Origin of the sequence: Sphingobacterium sp. B16(2022) (genome assembly GCF_012030425.1) — a bacterium.
Classification (GTDB): domain Bacteria; phylum Bacteroidota; class Bacteroidia; order Sphingobacteriales; family Sphingobacteriaceae; genus Sphingobacterium; species Sphingobacterium anhuiense.
On the sequence record NZ_JAAUVN010000003.1, the window covers coordinates 755815 to 776316 of the forward strand.

At 35.1% G+C, this 20502-nt stretch carries 18 protein-coding genes; all 18 read right to left on the bottom strand.

Annotation, left to right across the window (positions count from 1 at the left end; translation table 11 throughout):
• Positions 1-21 precede the first annotated feature (21 nt).
• Positions 22-1347 (bottom strand): nucleotide sugar dehydrogenase, encoded by a 1326-nt coding sequence (locus HCX49_RS17545; protein WP_237682840.1) that lies wholly within the window; start codon positions 1345-1347, stop codon positions 22-24.
• Positions 1348-1959: 612 nt separating this feature from the next.
• On the bottom strand, positions 1960-2874 hold the full coding sequence (locus HCX49_RS17550; protein WP_132769827.1) for an NAD-dependent epimerase/dehydratase family protein: 915 nt from the start codon (positions 2872-2874) through the stop codon (positions 1960-1962).
• A gap of 692 nt (positions 2875-3566) precedes the next feature.
• On the bottom strand, positions 3567-4676 hold the full coding sequence (locus tag HCX49_RS17555) for a glycosyltransferase family 4 protein (protein ID WP_168127776.1): 1110 nt from the start codon (positions 4674-4676) through the stop codon (positions 3567-3569).
• 11 nt (positions 4677-4687) lie between these two features.
• Positions 4688-5773: a glycosyltransferase gene (locus HCX49_RS17560; RefSeq protein WP_132769831.1), complete on the bottom strand. Its 1086-nt coding sequence runs from the start codon at positions 5771-5773 to the stop codon at positions 4688-4690.
• Positions 5773-6957, bottom strand: a complete 1185-nt coding sequence (locus tag HCX49_RS17565; RefSeq protein WP_168127777.1) for a right-handed parallel beta-helix repeat-containing protein — start codon at positions 6955-6957, stop codon at positions 5773-5775. The genes HCX49_RS17560 and HCX49_RS17565 overlap by 1 nt, the downstream gene beginning before the upstream one ends.
• Positions 6954-8057 (bottom strand): glycosyltransferase, encoded by a 1104-nt coding sequence (locus HCX49_RS17570; RefSeq protein ID WP_168127778.1) that lies wholly within the window; start codon positions 8055-8057, stop codon positions 6954-6956. Before HCX49_RS17570 ends, HCX49_RS17565 begins: the two co-directional genes overlap by 4 nt.
• A 70-nt stretch (positions 8058-8127) precedes the next feature.
• On the bottom strand, positions 8128-9357 hold the full coding sequence (locus tag HCX49_RS17575) for a hypothetical protein (RefSeq protein ID WP_168127779.1): 1230 nt from the start codon (positions 9355-9357) through the stop codon (positions 8128-8130).
• Positions 9358-9384: 27 nt separating this feature from the next.
• The gene (locus HCX49_RS17580; RefSeq protein ID WP_168127780.1) at positions 9385-10413 is read right to left on the bottom strand and encodes a hypothetical protein; all 1029 of its coding nucleotides are present in this window, start codon (positions 10411-10413) and stop codon (positions 9385-9387) included.
• Positions 10406-11458: a hypothetical protein gene (locus HCX49_RS17585; RefSeq protein ID WP_168127781.1), complete on the bottom strand. Its 1053-nt coding sequence runs from the start codon at positions 11456-11458 to the stop codon at positions 10406-10408. Before HCX49_RS17585 ends, HCX49_RS17580 begins: the two co-directional genes overlap by 8 nt.
• A gap of 3 nt (positions 11459-11461) precedes the next feature.
• A complete protein-coding gene (locus HCX49_RS17590) occupies positions 11462-12931 on the bottom strand; it encodes a lipopolysaccharide biosynthesis protein (protein ID WP_168127782.1) in 1470 nt (489 codons plus the stop codon).
• The gene (gene pseI / locus HCX49_RS17595; RefSeq protein ID WP_168127783.1) at positions 12921-13976 is read right to left on the bottom strand and encodes a pseudaminic acid synthase; all 1056 of its coding nucleotides are present in this window, start codon (positions 13974-13976) and stop codon (positions 12921-12923) included. The genes HCX49_RS17590 and pseI overlap by 11 nt, the downstream gene beginning before the upstream one ends.
• A complete protein-coding gene (locus HCX49_RS17600) occupies positions 13966-15111 on the bottom strand; it encodes an acetyl-CoA carboxylase biotin carboxylase subunit family protein (RefSeq protein ID WP_168127784.1) in 1146 nt (381 codons plus the stop codon). Before HCX49_RS17600 ends, pseI begins: the two co-directional genes overlap by 11 nt.
• The gene (locus tag HCX49_RS17605) at positions 15108-16109 is read right to left on the bottom strand and encodes an NAD-dependent epimerase/dehydratase family protein (protein ID WP_168127785.1); all 1002 of its coding nucleotides are present in this window, start codon (positions 16107-16109) and stop codon (positions 15108-15110) included. Before HCX49_RS17605 ends, HCX49_RS17600 begins: the two co-directional genes overlap by 4 nt.
• The gene (locus tag HCX49_RS17610; protein ID WP_168127786.1) at positions 16106-17086 is read right to left on the bottom strand and encodes a hypothetical protein; all 981 of its coding nucleotides are present in this window, start codon (positions 17084-17086) and stop codon (positions 16106-16108) included. The genes HCX49_RS17605 and HCX49_RS17610 overlap by 4 nt, the downstream gene beginning before the upstream one ends.
• A gap of 8 nt (positions 17087-17094) precedes the next feature.
• Positions 17095-17784 (bottom strand): pseudaminic acid cytidylyltransferase, encoded by a 690-nt coding sequence (gene pseF, locus HCX49_RS17615; protein WP_168127787.1) that lies wholly within the window; start codon positions 17782-17784, stop codon positions 17095-17097.
• Complete coding sequence (locus tag HCX49_RS17620) at positions 17781-18299, bottom strand: acyltransferase (RefSeq protein WP_168127788.1); 519 nt, start codon at positions 18297-18299, stop codon at positions 17781-17783. The genes pseF and HCX49_RS17620 overlap by 4 nt, the downstream gene beginning before the upstream one ends.
• Complete coding sequence (gene pseC / locus HCX49_RS17625; RefSeq protein ID WP_168127789.1) at positions 18296-19480, bottom strand: UDP-4-amino-4,6-dideoxy-N-acetyl-beta-L-altrosamine transaminase; 1185 nt, start codon at positions 19478-19480, stop codon at positions 18296-18298. Before pseC ends, HCX49_RS17620 begins: the two co-directional genes overlap by 4 nt.
• A 2-nt stretch (positions 19481-19482) precedes the next feature.
• A complete protein-coding gene (gene pseB, locus HCX49_RS17630; protein WP_168127790.1) occupies positions 19483-20496 on the bottom strand; it encodes a UDP-N-acetylglucosamine 4,6-dehydratase (inverting) in 1014 nt (337 codons plus the stop codon).
• Positions 20497-20502 lie beyond the last annotated feature (6 nt).

Sequence of the window (20502 nt, forward strand, 5' to 3'; positions counted from 1 at the left end):
CAATTATAGGTCATGTTTGACCTATAATCTACCATCTACTATTGAACGGTCTAAACATGCTTTGGTATCGAAAATAATTCCATTTTTCTGTTTTATGGTTTCATAATCAAGTTCGATAAATTGATCATGTGCAACAGCAATTATGACTGCTGCATAGGTCTTAGCTCCTTCTAGGTCATGAAGTAAATCCAAATCATACTCTTTCTTGACTTCGGCAACATTAGCCCAAGGATCGTAAATATCGACCTCAACACCAAACGATCGCAATTCGTGATAAATATCGACCACTTTGGTATTGCGCACATCGGTACAGTTTTCCTTAAAAGTGATGCCCAAGATCAGTGTACGGGAGCCCTTGATCTTTAGATCTTTTTGAATCATCAATTTAATAACTTTATCGGCAACGAATGCTCCCATATTGTCATTGACTCTTCGTCCTGAAAGGATAACCTGTGGATCATAACCGAGTTCCTGAGCTTTATGTGCAAGATAATAGGGATCTACACCGATACAATGCCCTCCTACTAATCCGGGTTTGTATTTTAAAAAATTCCATTTGGTGCTCGCGGCTTCTATTACATCATGGGTATCGATACCGATCCGATCAAAAATAAGTGATAGCTCATTGACAAACGAAATATTTACATCGCGCTGTGCATTTTCAATAGCCTTGGATGCCTCTGCAACTTTTATATTAGGTGCCATATGTGTGCCTGCAACAATAATAGATCCATACAATTGATCGACCCGCGCAGCAATAGCAGGTGTGGAACCAGAAGTTACTTTTTTGATTTTGGTCAATGTATTGACTTTATCTCCAGGATTGATACGTTCTGGAGAATAACCTACATAAAAATCTTGATTAAAAACCAATCCAGAGGTTTTTTCTAAAACAGGGACACAGTCCTCTTCGGTACAGCCCGGATAAACGGTAGACTCATAAATGACAATATCGCCTACCTTTAATACACTACCGATCATGTCAGAAGCACGAAGCAATAACCGCAGATCGGGTGTTTTAAATTTATCTATTGGTGTAGGCACCGTAATAATAAAGGTATTGTAGCGACGGAGATCTTCTACTGCACTGGAAAAAGATAATCCGATGGTAGCACTTTTCTGCAATTCCATGACTGCGGCTAGATCTGCTAAATCAGCTTCTTTTGTACTATCTTTTCCTTGGCGAAGCTCGCTGATGCGCCCCTCATTGATATCGAAACCCAAAACATCGTACTTTTTTGAAAGCTCTATAGCCAATGGCAATCCAACATAGCCTAAGCCAATGACAGCGATATGAGTATTTGCAACTATGGATTGTAAGGCACTTGTATTTTTATCATTCATCATTTTTCAAATTATTATGTTGTTATTGCTTTAAAATTAGCTTCATTGTGATGCTAATTTTAAATTGATGATCCCGTTACTTGTTAACTTAGCTGAAACGGTTTCATATTGAAATGTAACAATTTCATTGATATAAAGTAAAAGGCTGATTCGCTAATCGCAATAAATATGCCTACTTTTATCGTTTAACATACATTAACACTTCTGAAAACGTGAAAAAAGATGTATAGTCCAGTACAATAGGAGCTCAAATCACGGAGAATAAAAAGAAATACTGAAAGCTTCGTGTAAATGTTTTATCAAATTTGGTTTTTCAAGGCTAGCTCTTTACCGGTTGAGGGCAATTACCTGGCAATGCTAAATCGCCTATTTGTTTCCTTAATATGCCGAATAGAACTGCAGCTATACACGTCGTTTCCTAGTTTATTGTTTGGTTATTATTACGATAATAAGTGTAGTGATATTCAGCAGGCTTCGAAACAGCATACACATAAATATCAAGAGAAATTTCTGTGAACATTTGCATAATAGTGCATGGGCCAAAAGCTGTTATTTGTACCGGCAATAATAGATGAACAATTGTCTAAAAAACAAATCAATGTAAAATGAAAAGGGTTATTGATTTAAATTTTGAAATGATCGAATAGTTTCTCTCAACCCTTCTTTGGCTGTAAGAGGTAGACGTTGGATAGACAAGGCTATCTTTATCTTTTTATTAGATACAACCAAAGTACTGGTTAGTTTCTTAAGACGCCATGTATTCAATGGTAATGAGGTCCGGTCACCGACCTTAGATATCCAACGTATTAAGCTTTTAGGCAAGGGCAGGCAAGGCGTATTAAAACCTGTCTCTTCTTTAATAATTTTAATAATTTCATTGGATGATAACGTTTCATCATCAGCAAGATGATAAATACCTGTCTCCATCTTGTCTTTTTTAAATAAGATCTGTTCAATAAAGAAACAAAAATTTTCGATAGAAAGAAAAGACCGCTTATTTTTAAATTTAGTAAGTGGATAAGGAATTCCTTTATTTACTAATTTAAACAATTGATTGAGATTTCCTTTATCTCCTTCACCATGCACCATTGGTGGACGCAAAATGATCAGCTTTTTACCTAAGGGAAGTGTCTGTGCAAGTAACCACTCTTCCGCTGCACGCTTGGATTTGCCATAAGGTGTTACAGAGTTGTAAGTAGCAAATTCAGATAACGGATTTGGGGCCTCTATTTCCTCTATTGCAGCCAAAGAACTAATATGAATAAAGACACTAGCAGGTGATGATAAAAATATTTGAAAAGCTTTTTTTGCAAGTTCAAAATTGGCATAGTAAAAATCTTCTTCCTTGGCAGTGCCAGTAAAGTCATGTGCTTTTCCAACAAGATTGATAACACAATTTGCAGCGAAATTATCGTTAACCCAATCTAAATTACGCATTGATACAAACTTGCAATCAAATAAACCACCCAATTTATCACTCAGATGACTTCCTATAAAACCGCTATTTCCACCTAAAACTAATACCTTCATTATTATATACTCTTATAACCACATAATTACTCAACGTAACACTTATTATTAATACTTTATCTCTCCACAACTGCACGTCTCAAACGGTTGGTTGTTTATTTAAGTATATATTATTAAAAAACGAATAGAACTATCATAAACGGCAATGATTCATTTGAATATCGTAAAGCCCTTAATTGAATCTTAAAATTGCTAAATGAAATTCTTCCCAGACTTCTTTTTTTATTTCAATAACCAGTATAATTAAATTTTAACGATGACATGACGCTCTAATCTGGTAATAATAGCAGTTAAAATTCTCAGCCATATAATTATATAACAGAAAAGATACACACCGTAAACATAGTTAATATTTAATGATACAAATATAGTGATAATTGTCCTATTTATTTACTTAACGTTAAATCATTGTAAAACGCTACAGCTGAGAATGATAATTTCTCAATTATGCGAATTTAAGACAAATTAGAGCGTATTTAAGATCGAAAAAGATCAAGATTGATCTTAGAAAACTTGAATTTTAGAGATTCTATTAAAATTTTTATTTAAAAAAAATAATAAAGACTCCTAAAAAACTAATAAAGAGTGAGAAATGCAAAGTATTATAAAGAAATTTGGCCCGTCATTGATTCACCGTCATATCCATATTTACGCCTATTGTCTGCTAGTCAAACGCAAAATTTTTATACCATTTATCGTGCTAAAAGTTTTTTTTCAACTTCTGTATATATATAGTCTTCAGAAAAATTATCGCGAACAAATTGAATTCCATTTTCTCCATGTTCTCTTGCTATTTCAGAATGATCGATATAGAATTTTACCATTTCGTAAAGACTTTTCGCCGTGTTTTCAGCAAAGAGGCCTGTAACATTTTCGATAATTGAATCGATGCATCCTGTCACTTTAGTGGTCACAATAGGCAATCCCGACGCAGAAGCTTCTAAGGTAACCGTAGGAAATCCTTCCCGATAAGAAGGCAACACAAAAACATCCATCTCATTGTAATACAAAGCAGTATCACTGACTCCTCCAACATACTTAATAGATGGATTTTTTTTAATCTGTTCTAACGTAGCGGTGGGCAAAGGGTCTCTTTCATCAACAGGACCAACTAATAACAACCGAATGGATCCATATTCATGGCTTAACATTTTCCACGCTTCGATAAGCTCAACGATACCTTTGTCCCTGGATAATCTTCCGACAAAACCTACAGTCGTTATTTCAGGGTTTTTATAACCTGCTCGAGGTACGAATCGTACCGTATCGATACCATTGCACGTTCCCTTACCTAAGAGTACATTTTTAGAAGATATATTTAAGTGTAACTGATCTGAAATTTTACTGATGGAGGGACTTACATTTACAATAGAGTTGGCACAAAAGCCAATGAGACGCTCAATATTAATTAATAAGTACTTTTTGAATCCTGTAACTGTCTCAAAAACTAATCCGTGACGAAAAAAAACACGAGTCGGAACTTGAGCAAAATATGCTGCCAACATACCAATTAAACCTCCCTTGGGAGAATGCGCAATAACAATATCAAATTTTTCCCTCCGGATATACTGATATAATTTGTAAATAGACTTGATATCTTGCAAGGGATTGATACTGCGCAAAATCGGAACTGGGAATTGCTTAAAACCAAATTCTTGAGCTAAATTGTCGAATTCTTCAGATCCAGAGCATGCGACATGAAATTCGTATCCTTTTCCATTAAAATAATGAAACTGGTTACCCACAAAATAACGCAGGGAGAATGATACAGAAACAACATGTAATATTTTTTTTCCTTTCATCGTCATTGTTTTTATCGATATAACTTCAAATATCCTTCTACCATCGCTTTCATCGTAAACTTTTCTGATTGCTCCATCTGAAGATTCAACAGAGATGTATCCGACAAAGAGCATAGTGCAACAATCTTATTTGCAATCTCAGTGGCCTGATTATTTTTAAATAGATTCAAAGGACTGGCAACAATATCATTGATACCAGGTACATCGGAACCTAAAAATGGCTGGCCTGATGCCATAGCTTCTATCGTGACTCCTGACATACCTTCATATTCGCTGTACAAAATATTAAGGTCTACCGATTTCATTAAAGAAGCAATATCATTACGATGCCCAAGGAAAACGATCCGATGTGAAATCCCCATCTCCTCAGCTAAGCTACGGCAACTGTTTAGCTGCGGTCCTTCCCCTGCAAAGACTATAGTATAATTTTCAGGAAGAGATTGGGAAACTTCCAATAAAAGATCCTGACGTTTTGGATGATCAAATCGAGCAGTCATTAAAATATACTTTCGGTCCTTATGTCCTAACGCACCATCTATTGTGGACAGATCCTTTAGCTCTGCTGATTGTAGCTTCGATAAATTCAGTCCATTTCGAACTAATACCGTCTTCTCTGAATTGCCAATCCATTGATCCAATTTGTCCTTAATGGGACTGGAAATGACTATAAGATTATCAAAAGCATTATAAACCCATTTCTCCAAAGATCTAAATCGACTATCATCGATACGCTTATTATGAATGCTATGTTCTGTAAAATAATAGCGCTCTTTTCGGCGGAACATGCGCTTCACTAACGCGACATAATAAAACGCCGGAAATAAATGCGCATGAACAATGTCAAAATGTTTTTGATTTAAAAATTTTTGTATGGCAAATGGTAGTTTTAAATCATAAAGACTGCCACTGTGTTTTAAAAAATAAACATGAATGCCTGAATCGCGTAATTCCTGGATATATTCGGGTAAGCTCGTGGATTCAACGATAACCAATAAGCTTATATCACATTGATCTGATTTTAACTGCGGTAAAAAATCAACAAGCAGCCGTTCTGCACCGCCATTGGCCATATTGTTGATGATATGGAGAATATTCATTAATTTGATTTATTTAATACACGTTGCTCTTTAGCAGAAATCTTACCCATATTCTTATTATTAAGGATGAGTTCACCATTCAGCCGGTTATTAGAAAATCTAAAATTTGTTGATTTTGGACCTATAACGACCGCTGTTCTTGAAGATGATATATCACAGTTCATCACGTGGACTTCTGAACTTGCACCTCCAAATTTAGCTAAAATGGCGCCTTCACTGTTACCCGAAAGGATGCAGTTACTGATCGTTACCTTTTTAACAGTCTTATTTTTCACTGTTGCATCTGCTTCAGGTTCTATATCGATACCTGTTGCCGTAGAGATATAAAGAAATCGTCCTGTATTAGAGATCGTACATTTATTGATGGTGATATCCTGACCGCCACCCACAGCAATACCAGTACGCGAGTTGTAATCAAAAGTAGAGTTTCGCACACGGACATGATTATCACTGCCACTGATATTAGCGATCATCAATCCATCCGTCCCAAATCGATTGGACCGAACATGATCAACAAGTACATTGGTGGAGTGGGATATCACGATACCATAGTGTTCAATCTGAATCCCGCAGTCACCATAACCACCTCCTATGTTAATTTTATCAGCCTGAAATTCTGAATTTTGAGAAATCCCACGCAAGGGAAAACTGTTCATGTTATTGACTGTCCCGGCATAAAAATTTCCATCCAGACTGAGATTCTGAATGCTGATCTGGTTACTGTTTCTAACATGTATAACCCGGCCCAACATGGCACGTTCTGTGGCAACATTATTCTTGGCAACACATTCGAATGTCTTATTTGTACTTTTACCTGTAGCTGGATTAAAGGATCCAAAACGCATGCCTACATTGAATAACAACTTTGTCCCCGCCGAACCCTTGATCGTTACATTCTCGCAGTTTTGAAGACTAATAACATCTTTTCCTGTTAAATAATAACTACCACCTGCGATTTTCTCTTGCCGTCCTACTAGAAATACTCCTGCAGGTATTTTAATGATCACATGCCCACCTCGCGAATTGACGTAGGCGCTCATTTTTTCAAATGCCTCCTGATCACTGACATTATCATTTGGCTTAGCACCAAAATCAAGCACAGAAATAGTCTTGACAGACTGGGCTGTAGCAGATTTACATACCACTGCAAATATTATGGCAATTACATAAACTTTCATATTCATAATCCATAGGCTTTTAAATAATTTAAACCGGTTGTCTCGATAGCATAGCGATCATGATAACTTTTTTTTGCATTTTCCTTGATCATCTCTTTATCATCATAATTTAAATAGCGTATCACCGAATTGGTAATATCTTCTACTGAGGTGCCCGCAGTTAAAAAGCCGTTTATCCCATCATCAATCATATCGCTGATTCCACCAACCGGACTACATATAGGGAAGGATCCATGAGATAAGGCCTCTATTAAAGAAATGGGCATACCTTCATAAATGCTAGGTAAAATAAAAGCATTGCTGGCTGCCAGATAATCTTCTACATTGGAAACGCCACCTAATAAATAAATATTGCTTTCACCTTCTATCGCTGTGAGAATAGCATTATAAAGTGCTTCATTCCTGATGTCTCCGATAAGCAACAACACCGCATTGCTCTTTTTTAGCCTTTCATCTTTAAATGCGAGCACAAGATTTAACTGATTTTTCTGTGTATCTATTCTTGCTACATTAACAAATAACGGCTGACCTGTACTACCATACTTCGTTATGATTGCATCACGAACCGTTATATTAAAAGGCCTATATGGCCTGCCGTTATCTACCTGTTTATCATAGCCTAACAACTTATAAACTTCTTCAAAAGATCTCCTCATTGTTTTAGAAATAGTAATCGGGATTATAAGCTTTAACTTAAATAATACTTTTCTTAAATTGAAGATAGCCTGATTAACTGTTTCCTTATCAGCTTCGTTATGAACGGTATGAAAAAACTTGACACTTTTCTTTTTAAAGCTGAATAACAGATGGGGTATTAAATACTCCAAAGCACTGATATGTGTATTGACAACTTGTGGTCTTATTTTATTTATGATTCTGGATAGTTTTAACGTTGCTTTCAAGTCAAAACCTGGCTTTTTTCCAAGTGAGATTAATTGAACATTTTCCGATATTTCACTGACAAATGAATCTTCACTGTTATCAAACAAAGAAATCAGATATACTTCATTCGTTTTTGAAAGCTCATTGCAAAGATCAACAACAAATCGTTCAGCTCCCCCCCTGTCTAAAGATGGTATAATATGTATTAATTTAGGCTTTTTCATTTTTAAATTTTCTTCTACTAAAACAGTGTGACCTCTCCTTATTTGCCCACCGAAATTACGACTCACCTGTTTATAATGGCTTTTGATCACTACTGTCTAATTCTTTCAGGCCATACTTTTCGTCCGAACCAACGTAAAGCCGTAAACCGACATAAAGCAATAAAAAATAATTTATGGCATGTAAAGTAGGTCGTTGAAAAAAAACAGTCATTAAAAAGACAATGGAAATTAAATTAAAGAGCTTATATTTAGACTGATGCATAAGGGAAAAACATAATAATAAATAAAACACGATGAGTGTGCCTTTTTCAATTAAAACTGTACGATAGGATAATGTAGAACCATCAAAAACTTCCATCATGTAGTCTTTTCCATAACCGAAATAATATGTAAAACTACGATAATTATTCCACTTATCAAATAATTCATCAAAACCCTGAATGGCAACATCTCTATTGTTTACGATGCCAACAATCCAATTTCCAGCCCATTCAAAACGATGGTACACTGCTAGGGCTAAAACCGGATTTGATTTGCTCCACAGTGCAACAACATTCAGTAAAAAATAAAAACTTATTAAACAGAGGATGAAGACGATAAGTCGTTTAATTGATTTTTTCATCGAAATTGCACGTAGATCGGAGAAAAATAATACCGGAATAATCGTAATGAAATAAAACATGGATAAGCTAAGAAATCCAGCAATATTTAAGGTAATTTTTTGCCAGAGTTTTAATTCCTTATGGAAATAAAAATAGATCATAGGCACAAGGGTTCCCACTACGCCCGGCTCGTCAAAAATGGATGTGAAACGATACAGTAGATTTTCCCGGCCCCAATAGACAAGCAGATAATTATAATAGATTTTTTCTCCTTTTGCAAATGTAAAAATACTTGGTAGTAGCCTCAGATTTATCAAAATATAAATTGGAATTCCAATTAAACACAAAAAGCAAAAAACACGAACGTAATTTAATGCAACTTGGTGCTTGTATTCATCTGGAAGTAAGATAAAACAGCAAACCGGTAAAAATGCAGAATAGAAAAGCTGTATACTTAAAACAATATCCTTAGAAAGGTAAAGATAGAATATCGGAACTACCAGCAATAGCCACTGATAATTTGACCGCGTATTATACCTTAACAGGTACATGATACCGACAACATTTAAAAGCTTGAGGAGATAAATAGCAACCTTCAAAAAAACAAATTCACTATAAACCGTGTAAGAGTCGAATAAGGCTATTATCAACAGATTTAATGAAATTATTTTAAAAAGATTAAGCTCTTTCATGTCCATATATAACGTAATTGATTACTCTATTTTCTATTTGATTGACAATAGAATCTGGCGCATTTCATCCTGGCTTTTGACTTGGTCCAGACCAAAATATTGGTTTAATACCGCACGGTCGTTATGGACTAAAGCGGCCTTTATCTCTTTCTTTGCAAATCCTGATGAAAGAATATTTTCTTGATTTTTTAATATATCATCATTGTTCTTAAAGTACTGGATCTCCTTATAGTTTATCTGTTGCTGATATAAACTTACAGGTACACCGACACTTGAACCATAGGCCACATGCGTGCCAAAATTATTGGTAAATACTTCAGAGGATAATAAAAGTAAACTTTTGAGTCGTGGTAGAAAGTTTAAATCATCACGATGTCCGGCAGTACTCACCTTAAAACCTTCTTTCAAATATACATTATCGGCTCCATTATCTATATCTTTCCAGTATAAACACACAATTACAGTATCAAAACCCACGCTCTTTTCGCGAATAGCTGTGATAAAAGCCTGTTCATCAAATTGCGCGGTAACAGATCCTATAGAGTGAGAAGGAATAACTAACAATACACGTCCTAATGTTTCTTTTAATGTCATGATTTCATTTTCAGACAACAAACTTGAACTATAATGAATATAAGGCCCTATTACATGAATTGGAGTATCATTAACAAAATTAGCAATATGTAATTTACGAGTCTGACTCATAGTCGTAATCATTTTTGCTTTTTTTAAATTATAATGATTGGCATAACTTCCTAAAACTAGACCATGTTCAATATAAAAATAATGTTTTTGTAAACGACTTAGATCTTCTGGGACCAGCCCTGCGTAAGATAAAAGCTGATGGTATAATCCATAATAATTACAGTCAGATATATAGAAATAGGGGTATTCAAAAAGCTCTTTACCTAACGTCTTATAATCAAAAATGGACACCTTAGCTCTACGATCAATTTCATGACAAAAATCACGATTACTATTGCATTTATACAATGTAAATAAATCCCGCAACAGGCTGCTTTCGTCAACTATTTTGGTTAATTTCTCTTTTACTCTAAGCATTCTTTTTAATAATTTTTATTCGCGCTGTTTTAATAACTGCTTTGCCCGTTGCTACATGATGATCATAATAACTGACATATATAGTGTCATTTTTAATAACATGCCCTGCATAGCCATTGTCCGAAAAAGAGGGCAATTCCATCAGTTTAGATATTGTATTAAGCTTTGTATTAAACAGAAATAAGGAAGTCTTGACATTCTTACCTGAATTATTATTATCTATAAGCTCCCTACCTGAAATTAGAAGATTATCCGCATTAAAGACGGTTATATTGGGACCTCCTAATTGATAAATCGGTAATTGAAATAATGTTGGAGCGCAAATATTCAATAAGTTACTGATGACTAAAATACCTTTAAACTGGGTCCGGACGACAGAATATAAGTTTTTCTTATCAGCGACAAACCTACCTTCAGAGGCGTGATTTGGCAAATCAAGAGCGCATTTGAGATAAGGACTTTTCGCCTGTGACATATGGTAATAGTTTACTTTAGCATCTTTATAGCCCATACTTAGCAATTCGCCGTGAAGCGGACCAGTATACCAGTACCAGATATCATTTTTCGTAAAATCGTTCCTTAACAAGGTCGTTTTATCAATACCATTGACTGCAAATAATTTTAATTGCTTTTTATTTATGGGAACATTATCCGTAATAGTGGTATAATTTAAGAATAACTGCTCTTTATCAACTAAAAATTTAGGGTCGCGTACGTCTAGACCCTTTTCCCGATTGGTGGAGAAATCACTCCAACGCACAAAATCTTTACTTCGCAACGTTTTAATGGAGCTGGTAGTATCAAATCCGTGCTCTCGAGCAATTCTAAATGTTAAATAAAAATTACCTTCGTAAAAAGCAAGGTCAGTGAAAGCATTATAAGGAGAAGTATGATATACAATTGCACTATCCAACATTTCGGCCCTATATTCACCGTCAACAAGTGGAATTTCAGGCAAATTGACCCACTGTTTCTCTTTTTTGCAACCTGTTATGAGAAATTGGAATCCCAAAAATAAAATAATAGCCGTATAATGTATTTTCATGATTTATTTTAAGGAAAATATACTAGGATCAAGAATTAATCTCTTCATGATTACAAACACTTGTTTGAAACTTTGCATATTAAGCAAAACAAAAAGAACAAATGATAAGATGTAAAAATAATTTGGACAATTTAAAAAGATAAATAGTAAAGTTAAAGCATAAGGTACTAACAATTTTATATTAAATGTGAAATTAAGCAATTGTCTGAAATTAAGCTTATCACCGATAAGCGTTAAACCAAAATGATTAATCACAAAAATATAAACTAAATATGCTATTCCAGTCGACAATATTACATACTCGAAACCGACATGCCACACAATAACCAGAATATAATTACACACAAGATTTAGTAGCAAGCAGAGGAAGGCTATGAGCCCCAGATTACGTTCTTTTCCTTTTGATATAATAAATCCAGATATGCCGAATGCATTTGTGGTTAAAATAACCGTCAAAATAATCAGACGAAACGCATTCTGACTTTCAGCATATTTAGGAAACAAATATAAAAACAGGGGAAAAAGTACAATTGCTGCGTGTGCAAGAAAATGTGTACAGGTGGTATAACATGATCGGATATAACTTAACTCCTGGACTACTTTGCTTTTCTCCATCTTAGAAAATCTATTCAATATTTTGGGATAAATGACATAATTTAGCGAGTCTAATAACAATAATATTGTACTAGCCAAGGTAAAAGCGAAAGTAAAGTATCCAAATTCTTCAACTTCATAATAGGTACTAACAAATGATCGGGTAGCAAGCATCATAAAGTAAAAGGATGAATTATAAAAAAACATATAGAGGCCCTTAATACAGATACGCTTTAACCAGTAGGTGTTAAAAGACCATTTAATTTTAATAGGTAAACCTATTAAAAACAAAATAACGGAAATGATAGCCGAGGCAACATGAATAAAAACCAAAATTTCTAAAAGATAAAGACCTTGATATTGCCACACGACTAAAAGGGTAAGAAACACGGATAAAGACTGACTGATTGCAATTTTTAAAAATTTACCGTAAATACGGTATATGTTTGAAAAAAAAACAATCAGATGATTCATTATTCCCGCAATCAGTAATGGGATATATAGGGCTGAAAAATGATATTTATCTGAGAAATTTGATCCAAAAAGCCGAAATCCAAATGCCGCCATAATCAAAATAACAAACAACGCAGATAATAAAATTAGGGCATTGGTTGTTATTTTTACACGTAAATTTTGATTCGAAAATTTAAGCGACAAATAATTATTGCTCGATTGCTGAATTCCAAAATTTAAAAAAGCAATATATTGCAACGATAAACTAAAGAAGCCCCAAATACCTAGGTAATATGGCCCTAGGTTTGTCGCTAAAAATAAGGAATTTAAAAACTGAAGGAAAAATGTAAAATACCTGCTAAATAGATAAAGAACCACATTGTTTTTAAATACAACAGCAATTACCCGCTTAATTTTATTTATCATTTTCCATCAACATATTCCAGTCTAAAGGAGTTCCTTTTGTAACCGAGTGTTTTACTTTGCGGCCAATTAAATCCTCCATATATCGAGGAGCTAGCCCGTGACCAGGTCTAACAACTCTCATATTATGACGTGATAATTCTTCGCCTTCCATTATATCTTCGGAAATAAAAATAGACCTTCTTCTTAACTTATTTTTCTCGCTCAATTCAAGCACCGGACTACCAATAGACATTGCTGCCATACGTGCATAGTCAACCATTTCCTTAAATTCTGCAGGTTCCATTGAAAACTGTGAATCTATGCCTCCCAAATCGCGGGACAATATGATATGCTTTTCAATAACTTGCCCACCCATCGCAACAGACACAGTGGGCACTATACTTCCCATAGTATGATCTGAGACACCAACTACTACTCCAAATTTTTCTTTTAACATCGGAATAGTAGACAAATTCGCCATGTCGATAGGTGCAGGATATTCTGAAGTACATTTTAATAATACAATCTGATCATTGCCAGCCGCTAAACATGTATTAATCGCTAATTCAATATCCTCAAGACCTGCCATACCTGTAGATATAATAACAGGTTTTCCTTTACTTGCAACTGCTTTAATAAGATTGATATCCGTAATTTCTGCTGAAGCAATTTTATACATAGGGACATCTAAATCTTCCAAAAATTCAACACAATATGAATCGAAAGGAGATGAGAAAAATAATAAGCCTAAAGACTCAGCATGCATTTTTAATTTACCATGCCATTCGAATGGCAACATACCCACTTTATACAAGTCATAAGGTCGCTTTCCCTCCCATAAGCCATCTTTTCGAGGGCCAAAATATAAATTATCGACATCTAAAGTAAGCGAATCAGGAGTAAATGTCTGAACTTTAACCGCATCTGCTCCCGTCGAAGCAATCGCATCTATGGTTTTAATTGCTAAATCAAAATCGTTATTATGGTTAGCAGATAATTCTGCTATAATAAATACATCTTTATTTTCCTTAAACTTTTTATAATCGAATTTTTTTCTATTTTCCATCTAATATTGCTATTAACCTATCTTTATTTTTATCACTGGCTATAAAATAACCTAAACGATCTAATGAACTCTTTAAGGGAACATCTTTGTACTCCTCGATACTAAATTTTGAAATCGAGGGGTCCGGTGACTGATGTAAATAATCTGTCAAACGTCCGTAATTGTTACGGTCTAAAAATTTAATACCAGCATATGTATCACGCGATCTCTTTAAGTTTAACTTCTGTCCTGTTGCTATGTTAATAAGAGCCTCCAACATATCAATTCCCGTTGATAGAGGTATCAGGTCGGAAGCAATAAAGTCGCCTCCAGGTCTACATGCGCACTCAATCAGATAAATCTGATTTTCATTCAGTTTAAATTCAAGATGCAGTGCACTGTTATCAATTTGAAAGGCCTGTATTACTGAAAGCGCAAAATTACTGATCATCTCTTGAATCTCTCGAGCGAAAACGATGGAGCAGATGTGGCCTATCTCTACCGGAAATTCCATCCCCTCCGATTCCTCAAGAAATTTTTCGGTGATACCTAATATATGTAATCTACCATCCTGAACTAACCCTTCTAAACTATACTCTTTCCCTCCAACAAATTCTTCAATTAAAAATTCATCTGTTCGGCTGTATAGCTTTGCCTGCGCATAAGCCTCTGGTAAGGCTGATTCTTCATGGATGATTGTAATACCTCTGCTTGCCGAGGAATCTAATGGCTTGACAATAAGGGGATAATTAAGCTTAGTGGTATAATGATCCAAATGATTAAAATTTAATTTATCATAACCAGGACTTTGAATACCATTGTTCACGGCTAACTCTCTTTGCAGGTATTTATTTGTGCAGATCTCTGCGGCATAGGGACTGATCCCAATTAAATTTAATTGGGCACAGATTTTAGCAACAACATTAACCGGATAATCCGATGTTGTAAGAACAGCATTAACCTGATATTCTATGGCAACCTTTAATGCGGATGCTGCATCTAAAGTTGAAATTACAAAGCTGTGATCTGCTAACTTCATACCCGGAGCGTCAGCGCTACCATCTAATACGAGAACGACATAACCTAAGCTTTTAGCTCTTTTTATGATTGGTACCTGAATAATACCGGCTCCAAGTATCAGAATTTTTTCGTTCATGACTTAATTCTGGAATTAATTAAAAAATCAAATTTCTTACTTAGCATCTCGGCTTTATAATCTTCTAAAAGACGATCGAAAGGAACATACTGAGGCGTATAACCAAAGTCATTTGTGGCTTTCGAAATGTCAAAAATATAACTTGCACTAGCATTTGGCTTAGCTGTATTTAAATTGATTTTGGACTTTTTATCATCCGGTCCAAATACCTTGACAATATCTTCTACCTGGTCAACCAAAGATGTTGATATACCTGAGGTAATGTTGTATACACCTCGAGCATTTTTAGTTGAAATAGCTTTTACAAATGCCTGTACGACATCTTTAACATATACAACATCTCTTGAGGCGGTATAATCTCCAAATATTTCAATATCTTCTCCCATTATAGCTTTTTCTAAAAATACCTGAAAGCCAGATTTATAGTATTTCCCGTCCACATAGATTGCTGAATGGGGCCCATAACCATATACTGGTGGCAATCTGAAAACACTGCCGTTTATACCATATTCTTCACTATAATGTACAATCAGATCTGTAGCAGCATTTTTTGAAATTGAATAGACTGCATGATCACCTTTGAACATAGCTTCACGTGGTGCATCTGCATCAATTGGCTGATCTTTAATCCACAAGGTGCGAACATCAGAATAAGATGTAGTAGAAATAACCGTATCAATACTATTGTTACGACAAAATTCCAATACATTTAAGGTTCCCGTAATATTAATATCAATATAATCCTGAGGATTGTAATCCTGAACATTTGCTGGCAAGTGTGCTCCCAATAGAACAACTGCCTCAATATCATTTGTTGGCAATTGATCAAAAGATGCGCCATCACTTAAATCCAAATAGCACGAATCGATACCACTATTTTTAAAATGGTCTAAAACGACTTTATTTCTTCCTGTAACGAAGACTTTTTTACCGTTTGCAATCAATTCGTCGACTAAATAAGCACCTATAAATCCCGTGCCACCAATAACTATTATCATTTCTTTAAATTTAATATCGTTTCTATAATTTCTTTCTTTCCCAGTCCAACACCTAGTTCTCCAACACTCTTGCTAAAACTGCCATAATTATCAAAGACATCTAACATAAGGTCAACTACCGATAGAACTTCTTTATATTCAAAAGTGTTGAAAAAATTGCCAAACACTTCACGCTGAGCACTATTTTGAAAAAAAGCAACGGAAGGTACTCCTAAATAAAGCCCTTCAAAATAGGCTGTTCCTGCTGAAGTCAATAAAAAATCATTCGCAAGCATGACTTCGCTTACATTTGTAATATTTTTTAATATGGTAACGTTTCCATTTGAAATAAACTGATCCAAACTATCCTGATTGGAATAAGCCGCACCTAAAACGACATTAAAATGTACGTCTTCTAATCGCTCGTCAATTTGCAGATCGCTTAAAATTTTATAGCTTAAATTGGCTTGATCACTACCCCCAAATAGAAGTAAAACATTTTTTAAGGTATTCGTATATTGATAACTTTGAAATCTAAATTCATCTCGTAATGTCAGATATTTTGGTCCTTTTAGATAATGAGTGTGAAAGGTATCGACATAATTTTCATTACGAAATTGCTTAGTGGAAATTATCGCATTGACGACAAGATCCGAGAAATCGTTTGCTTCATTATTATTTCCAAATAAAACAATTTTCAAAGGATAAAGCTCCTTTATATTTTTAACAAAATTGACATCAATATTTAAAACATCAATAATTAATATCGCCAGGTCTAAAGATTCCAAACAGGAATTTACACTTGCTAAATCAGCCTTTTTTATTACATTCGTAAAACCTTGACCATTGATTAAATCGGTAACGGTATGATCACTGGTGGTGATAAAAAAAATATTAATAAGATGTTCGTTTGCTAAGGATTTGGCTAGCGAAAGCATGCGATATACATTACCTAAACCTAAATAATGCCCTCCCTCAACATAAATGCCTATATTCATATTGTTAACTATTTTAATTTCAGTTGCATTTTCAATTCAGCAATCAACCAATCCGACTCATTATCGATATCCTGAACCTCCAGCGCTGATAATATAAGAGGTACTGCGCTTTCACTCATAATGCTATCCCTGGTATTGAAATTAGCTACTGAAAAGAAATAAAACTGGCCTGCATCATGATAACTTGGTTCTAGATCTTGACTTCTCATCAACCGTTGATCGGGAAACTTATATGCTACTTTGTGCTTTTTATTGATTACTAAACTTCTTTGAATAGGAAAACTGTATTCGACCACAGTCATCACTACATCGCCACTACCACTTTCCAGCAAGCGAGCAGCTTCAATTAGTGAATAAGAAGAGATAAGCGGAGCAGTTGGGTAAATACAGCAACAACCATCAAAAAACATATCAACAGCAGCGTAATTTTGTAATACTTCCTTAATAACCGAGGTTGTACTCGCATAATCATCTGAATTTTCTGAAGATCTAAAAAATGGTGTTTTTGCACCATAGTGATTTGCAATTGTAGCAATTTCTAAATCATCAGTTGAGACCATTACTTCCGAAAACAGTCCCGAATTAAGAGCTGCCTCAATAGAATAGGCAATAATAGGTTTACCCAAAAAATTTTTTATATTTTTTCTTGGTATTCTTTTACTTCCACCACGAGCAGGAATTATGCAAATATTTCTCATACTAGCATTTTAATTATTTTAGCAGGAACACCACCAACAACACAGTAATCCGGAACATTTTTTGTTACAACAGCACCTGCAGCAACGACACTATTATGACCAACAGTGACGCCGTCCATAACAATGGCATTTGCACCTATCCATGCACCACTTTTAATTCGTATACCATTCGAATTACCGCCCTGGAGCCGGATCGGCATGGAGATATCTTCAAAATTATGTTGATTAGTAGTAATAAAAACTCCTGGTGCAATTAGAACATCATCTTCAATTATTACCTGAGCCGTCTTTCCTGCATGTATTTGAGTGAATGACCTCAAAGTGACATTATTACCAATACATATATTTTTCCCCCCGACAATACTTACATAGGGCCTTATCTGAAAATTTTTTCCAATCTTTCCAAATTTACCCAATAAAAATATCTTTGTTAAATACTTGAAATGCAACATCCAGTGTGTAAGCCCAATATCCGGACCGATTCTATCACCAAAAACTGCTAATTTTACATTCATCGGTAATAACTTTTTATAGTCTCAATTACATAGCTCTGTTCCTCTGTTGTTAAAGTTGGATACATAGGCAAACTAATACAGTGCTTATAATATTTTTCAGACTGAACGCAGTCTCCTTCTTTCCAGCCAAAGTTCCGATAATAAGGCATCAGATGACAAGGAATATAATGAATTTGCGCAAATATATTTTTTGTTCTTAAAAAATTATAAAGCCCTAGACGGTCCTCCACTTCCAAAATATACAGATGGTATGCGTGCCCCTCGACGGAACCTGACTGTCCTTTAATAAAAGATAAACCTGAAAAAGCAACTTCATAAGCTTCTGCAATTTGTCTTCTTTTAACAATTCCATCATCGGCTCTTTCCAATTGGCTATTACCTAATGCTGCCTGAAAATCGGTAATGCGATAGTTATAGCCAAGTGTCTGCATTTCCATATACCACAAAGGATAAGTTTCTGCTCCGCCAGCAAATTCAATGGTATTTTCATAAAGATCATTATCCTTAACAATACCATGGGTGCGCAATGTTAATAGCTTACGATATAACTCGTCGTCATTGGTGGTAATCATTCCACCTTCACCAGATGCAATATGTTTTACAGGATGAAAAGAAAAAATTGCTAAGTCAGCATAATTCCCGTTTCCACATCGTTGCTCCTCCCCTTTAGAATCAATAAAATATCCACCTGGAGCATGACAGGCATCTTCAATAATCCAGAGGTTATATTCTTGAGCTAAATGCTTATATTCTTCAAGATTTACAGCTCTACCAGCAAAATCCACTGGAATTATACCTTTATAAGTGCCTTTTGGTGATGATTCTAATAATTTTCTCACTGAATTAATATCCAGCAAATAGGTATCTGGATCAATATCACCGAAAACAACTTCGCCTCCACAATAGCGTACACAATTGGCAGAAGCGGCAAAGGTAATAGGTGTTGTTATCACCTTTTCGCCCTCTTTAACGTCTAATGCCATCGCGCATAAATGTAATGCTGCGGTACCATTCGCTACTGCTACGGCATATTTTGAACCGACATAAGTTGCAAAGTTATCTTCAAACTCCTTTATTTTAGGCCCTTGAGTCAAATAATCAGATTTCAAGGTTTCGATAACGACTTGAATATCACTCTCCGTAATATTTTGTCTACCGTAAGGGATTGCTTTATTTAACATAACTATAGATCAAAAGCTGAATCAACGTGTTCTTTAATTAAATTGCGTAAACTATCAACAGTTTCCCACTCCGTGTTTGCTCCTGAAGTATAAGCAAAACCTTCTTCAACTTTTTTACCATTAAATTTTAGAAGGAAATCTTGTAAATTCCATTTTGGTACAGAAGGTAAGATGGTATAATACTTACCGAGATCATAAGTATAAAAGGAATCTGAAGGAGTAATCATTTCTTCATGAATCTTTTCACCTGGTCGGATGCCAATAACACGGTGTTCACAATCAGGAGCAACCGCGACAGCCACATCCATAATACGGTAAGATGGAATTTTTGGTATAAAAATCTCTCCTCCCCAAGCATGAAATAGAGCATGCATAACCATATCAACACCTCCTTGTAAAGAAATATTAAATCGGGTCATATTTGGATCCGTAATCGGAAGAACACCCTCTTTCTTCTTATTCATAAAAAATGGAATAACAGATCCGTTTGATCCCATCACGTTTCCATAGCGCACAACTGAAAAACGGATTGGATTATTACCTCGAATATTGTTTGCAGCAACAAAAAGTTTATCGGAAGCAAGTTTAGTAGCTCCATATAAATTAATCGGTGCACATGCTTTATCTGTAGATAGCGCAACAACACACTCTACTTCTGTCTCTAAACAAGCATCAATTACATTCTGAGCGCCGTGAATATTGGTTTTAACACACTCGTCCGGATTATACTCGGCTATATGAACATGCTTCATCGCGGCAGCGTGAATAACATAATCAACCCCTTTCATTGCCCTTACAAGACGATCTTTATCTCGAACATCGCCTATAAAAAAACGAATTTGAGGATATTCTGCACCAGGATATTCCTGTGCCATCTGAAATTGCTTTTGTTCATCTCTTGAAAATATTACAAGTCTCTTCACCCGGGGGTGAGTACTTATAATATGTTTTACCAAAGCTTTGCCAAGGGAGCCCGTACCACCCGTAATCAATATCGATTTATTATCCAAATTCATTATATT

Bases quoted from the DNA above. Each gene is read 5' to 3' on its own strand.
- HCX49_RS17545 (WP_237682840.1), bottom strand. From the start codon at position 1,347: ATGATGAATGATAAAAATACAAGTGCCTTACAATCCATAGTTGCAAAT.
- HCX49_RS17550 (WP_132769827.1), bottom strand. From the start codon at position 2,874: ATGAAGGTATTAGTTTTAGGTGGAAATAGCGGTTTTATAGGAAGTCAT.
- HCX49_RS17555 (WP_168127776.1), bottom strand. From the start codon at position 4,676: ATGAAAGGAAAAAAAATATTACATGTTGTTTCTGTATCATTCTCCCTG.
- HCX49_RS17560 (WP_132769831.1), bottom strand. From the start codon at position 5,773: ATGAATATTCTCCATATCATCAACAATATGGCCAATGGCGGTGCAGAA.
- HCX49_RS17565 (WP_168127777.1), bottom strand. From the start codon at position 6,957: ATGAATATGAAAGTTTATGTAATTGCCATAATATTTGCAGTGGTATGT.
- HCX49_RS17570 (WP_168127778.1), bottom strand. From the start codon at position 8,057: ATGAAAAAGCCTAAATTAATACATATTATACCATCTTTAGACAGGGGG.
- HCX49_RS17575 (WP_168127779.1), bottom strand. From the start codon at position 9,357: ATGGACATGAAAGAGCTTAATCTTTTTAAAATAATTTCATTAAATCTG.
- HCX49_RS17580 (WP_168127780.1), bottom strand. From the start codon at position 10,413: ATGCTTAGAGTAAAAGAGAAATTAACCAAAATAGTTGACGAAAGCAGC.
- HCX49_RS17585 (WP_168127781.1), bottom strand. From the start codon at position 11,458: ATGAAAATACATTATACGGCTATTATTTTATTTTTGGGATTCCAATTT.
- HCX49_RS17590 (WP_168127782.1), bottom strand. From the start codon at position 12,931: ATGATAAATAAAATTAAGCGGGTAATTGCTGTTGTATTTAAAAACAAT.
- pseI (WP_168127783.1), bottom strand. From the start codon at position 13,976: ATGGAAAATAGAAAAAAATTCGATTATAAAAAGTTTAAGGAAAATAAA.
- HCX49_RS17600 (WP_168127784.1), bottom strand. From the start codon at position 15,111: ATGAACGAAAAAATTCTGATACTTGGAGCCGGTATTATTCAGGTACCA.
- HCX49_RS17605 (WP_168127785.1), bottom strand. From the start codon at position 16,109: ATGATAATAGTTATTGGTGGCACGGGATTTATAGGTGCTTATTTAGTC.
- HCX49_RS17610 (WP_168127786.1), bottom strand. From the start codon at position 17,086: ATGAATATAGGCATTTATGTTGAGGGAGGGCATTATTTAGGTTTAGGT.
- pseF (WP_168127787.1), bottom strand. From the start codon at position 17,784: ATGAGAAATATTTGCATAATTCCTGCTCGTGGTGGAAGTAAAAGAATA.
- HCX49_RS17620 (WP_168127788.1), bottom strand. From the start codon at position 18,299: ATGAATGTAAAATTAGCAGTTTTTGGTGATAGAATCGGTCCGGATATT.
- pseC (WP_168127789.1), bottom strand. From the start codon at position 19,480: ATGTTAAATAAAGCAATCCCTTACGGTAGACAAAATATTACGGAGAGT.
- pseB (WP_168127790.1), bottom strand. From the start codon at position 20,496: ATGAATTTGGATAATAAATCGATATTGATTACGGGTGGTACGGGCTCC.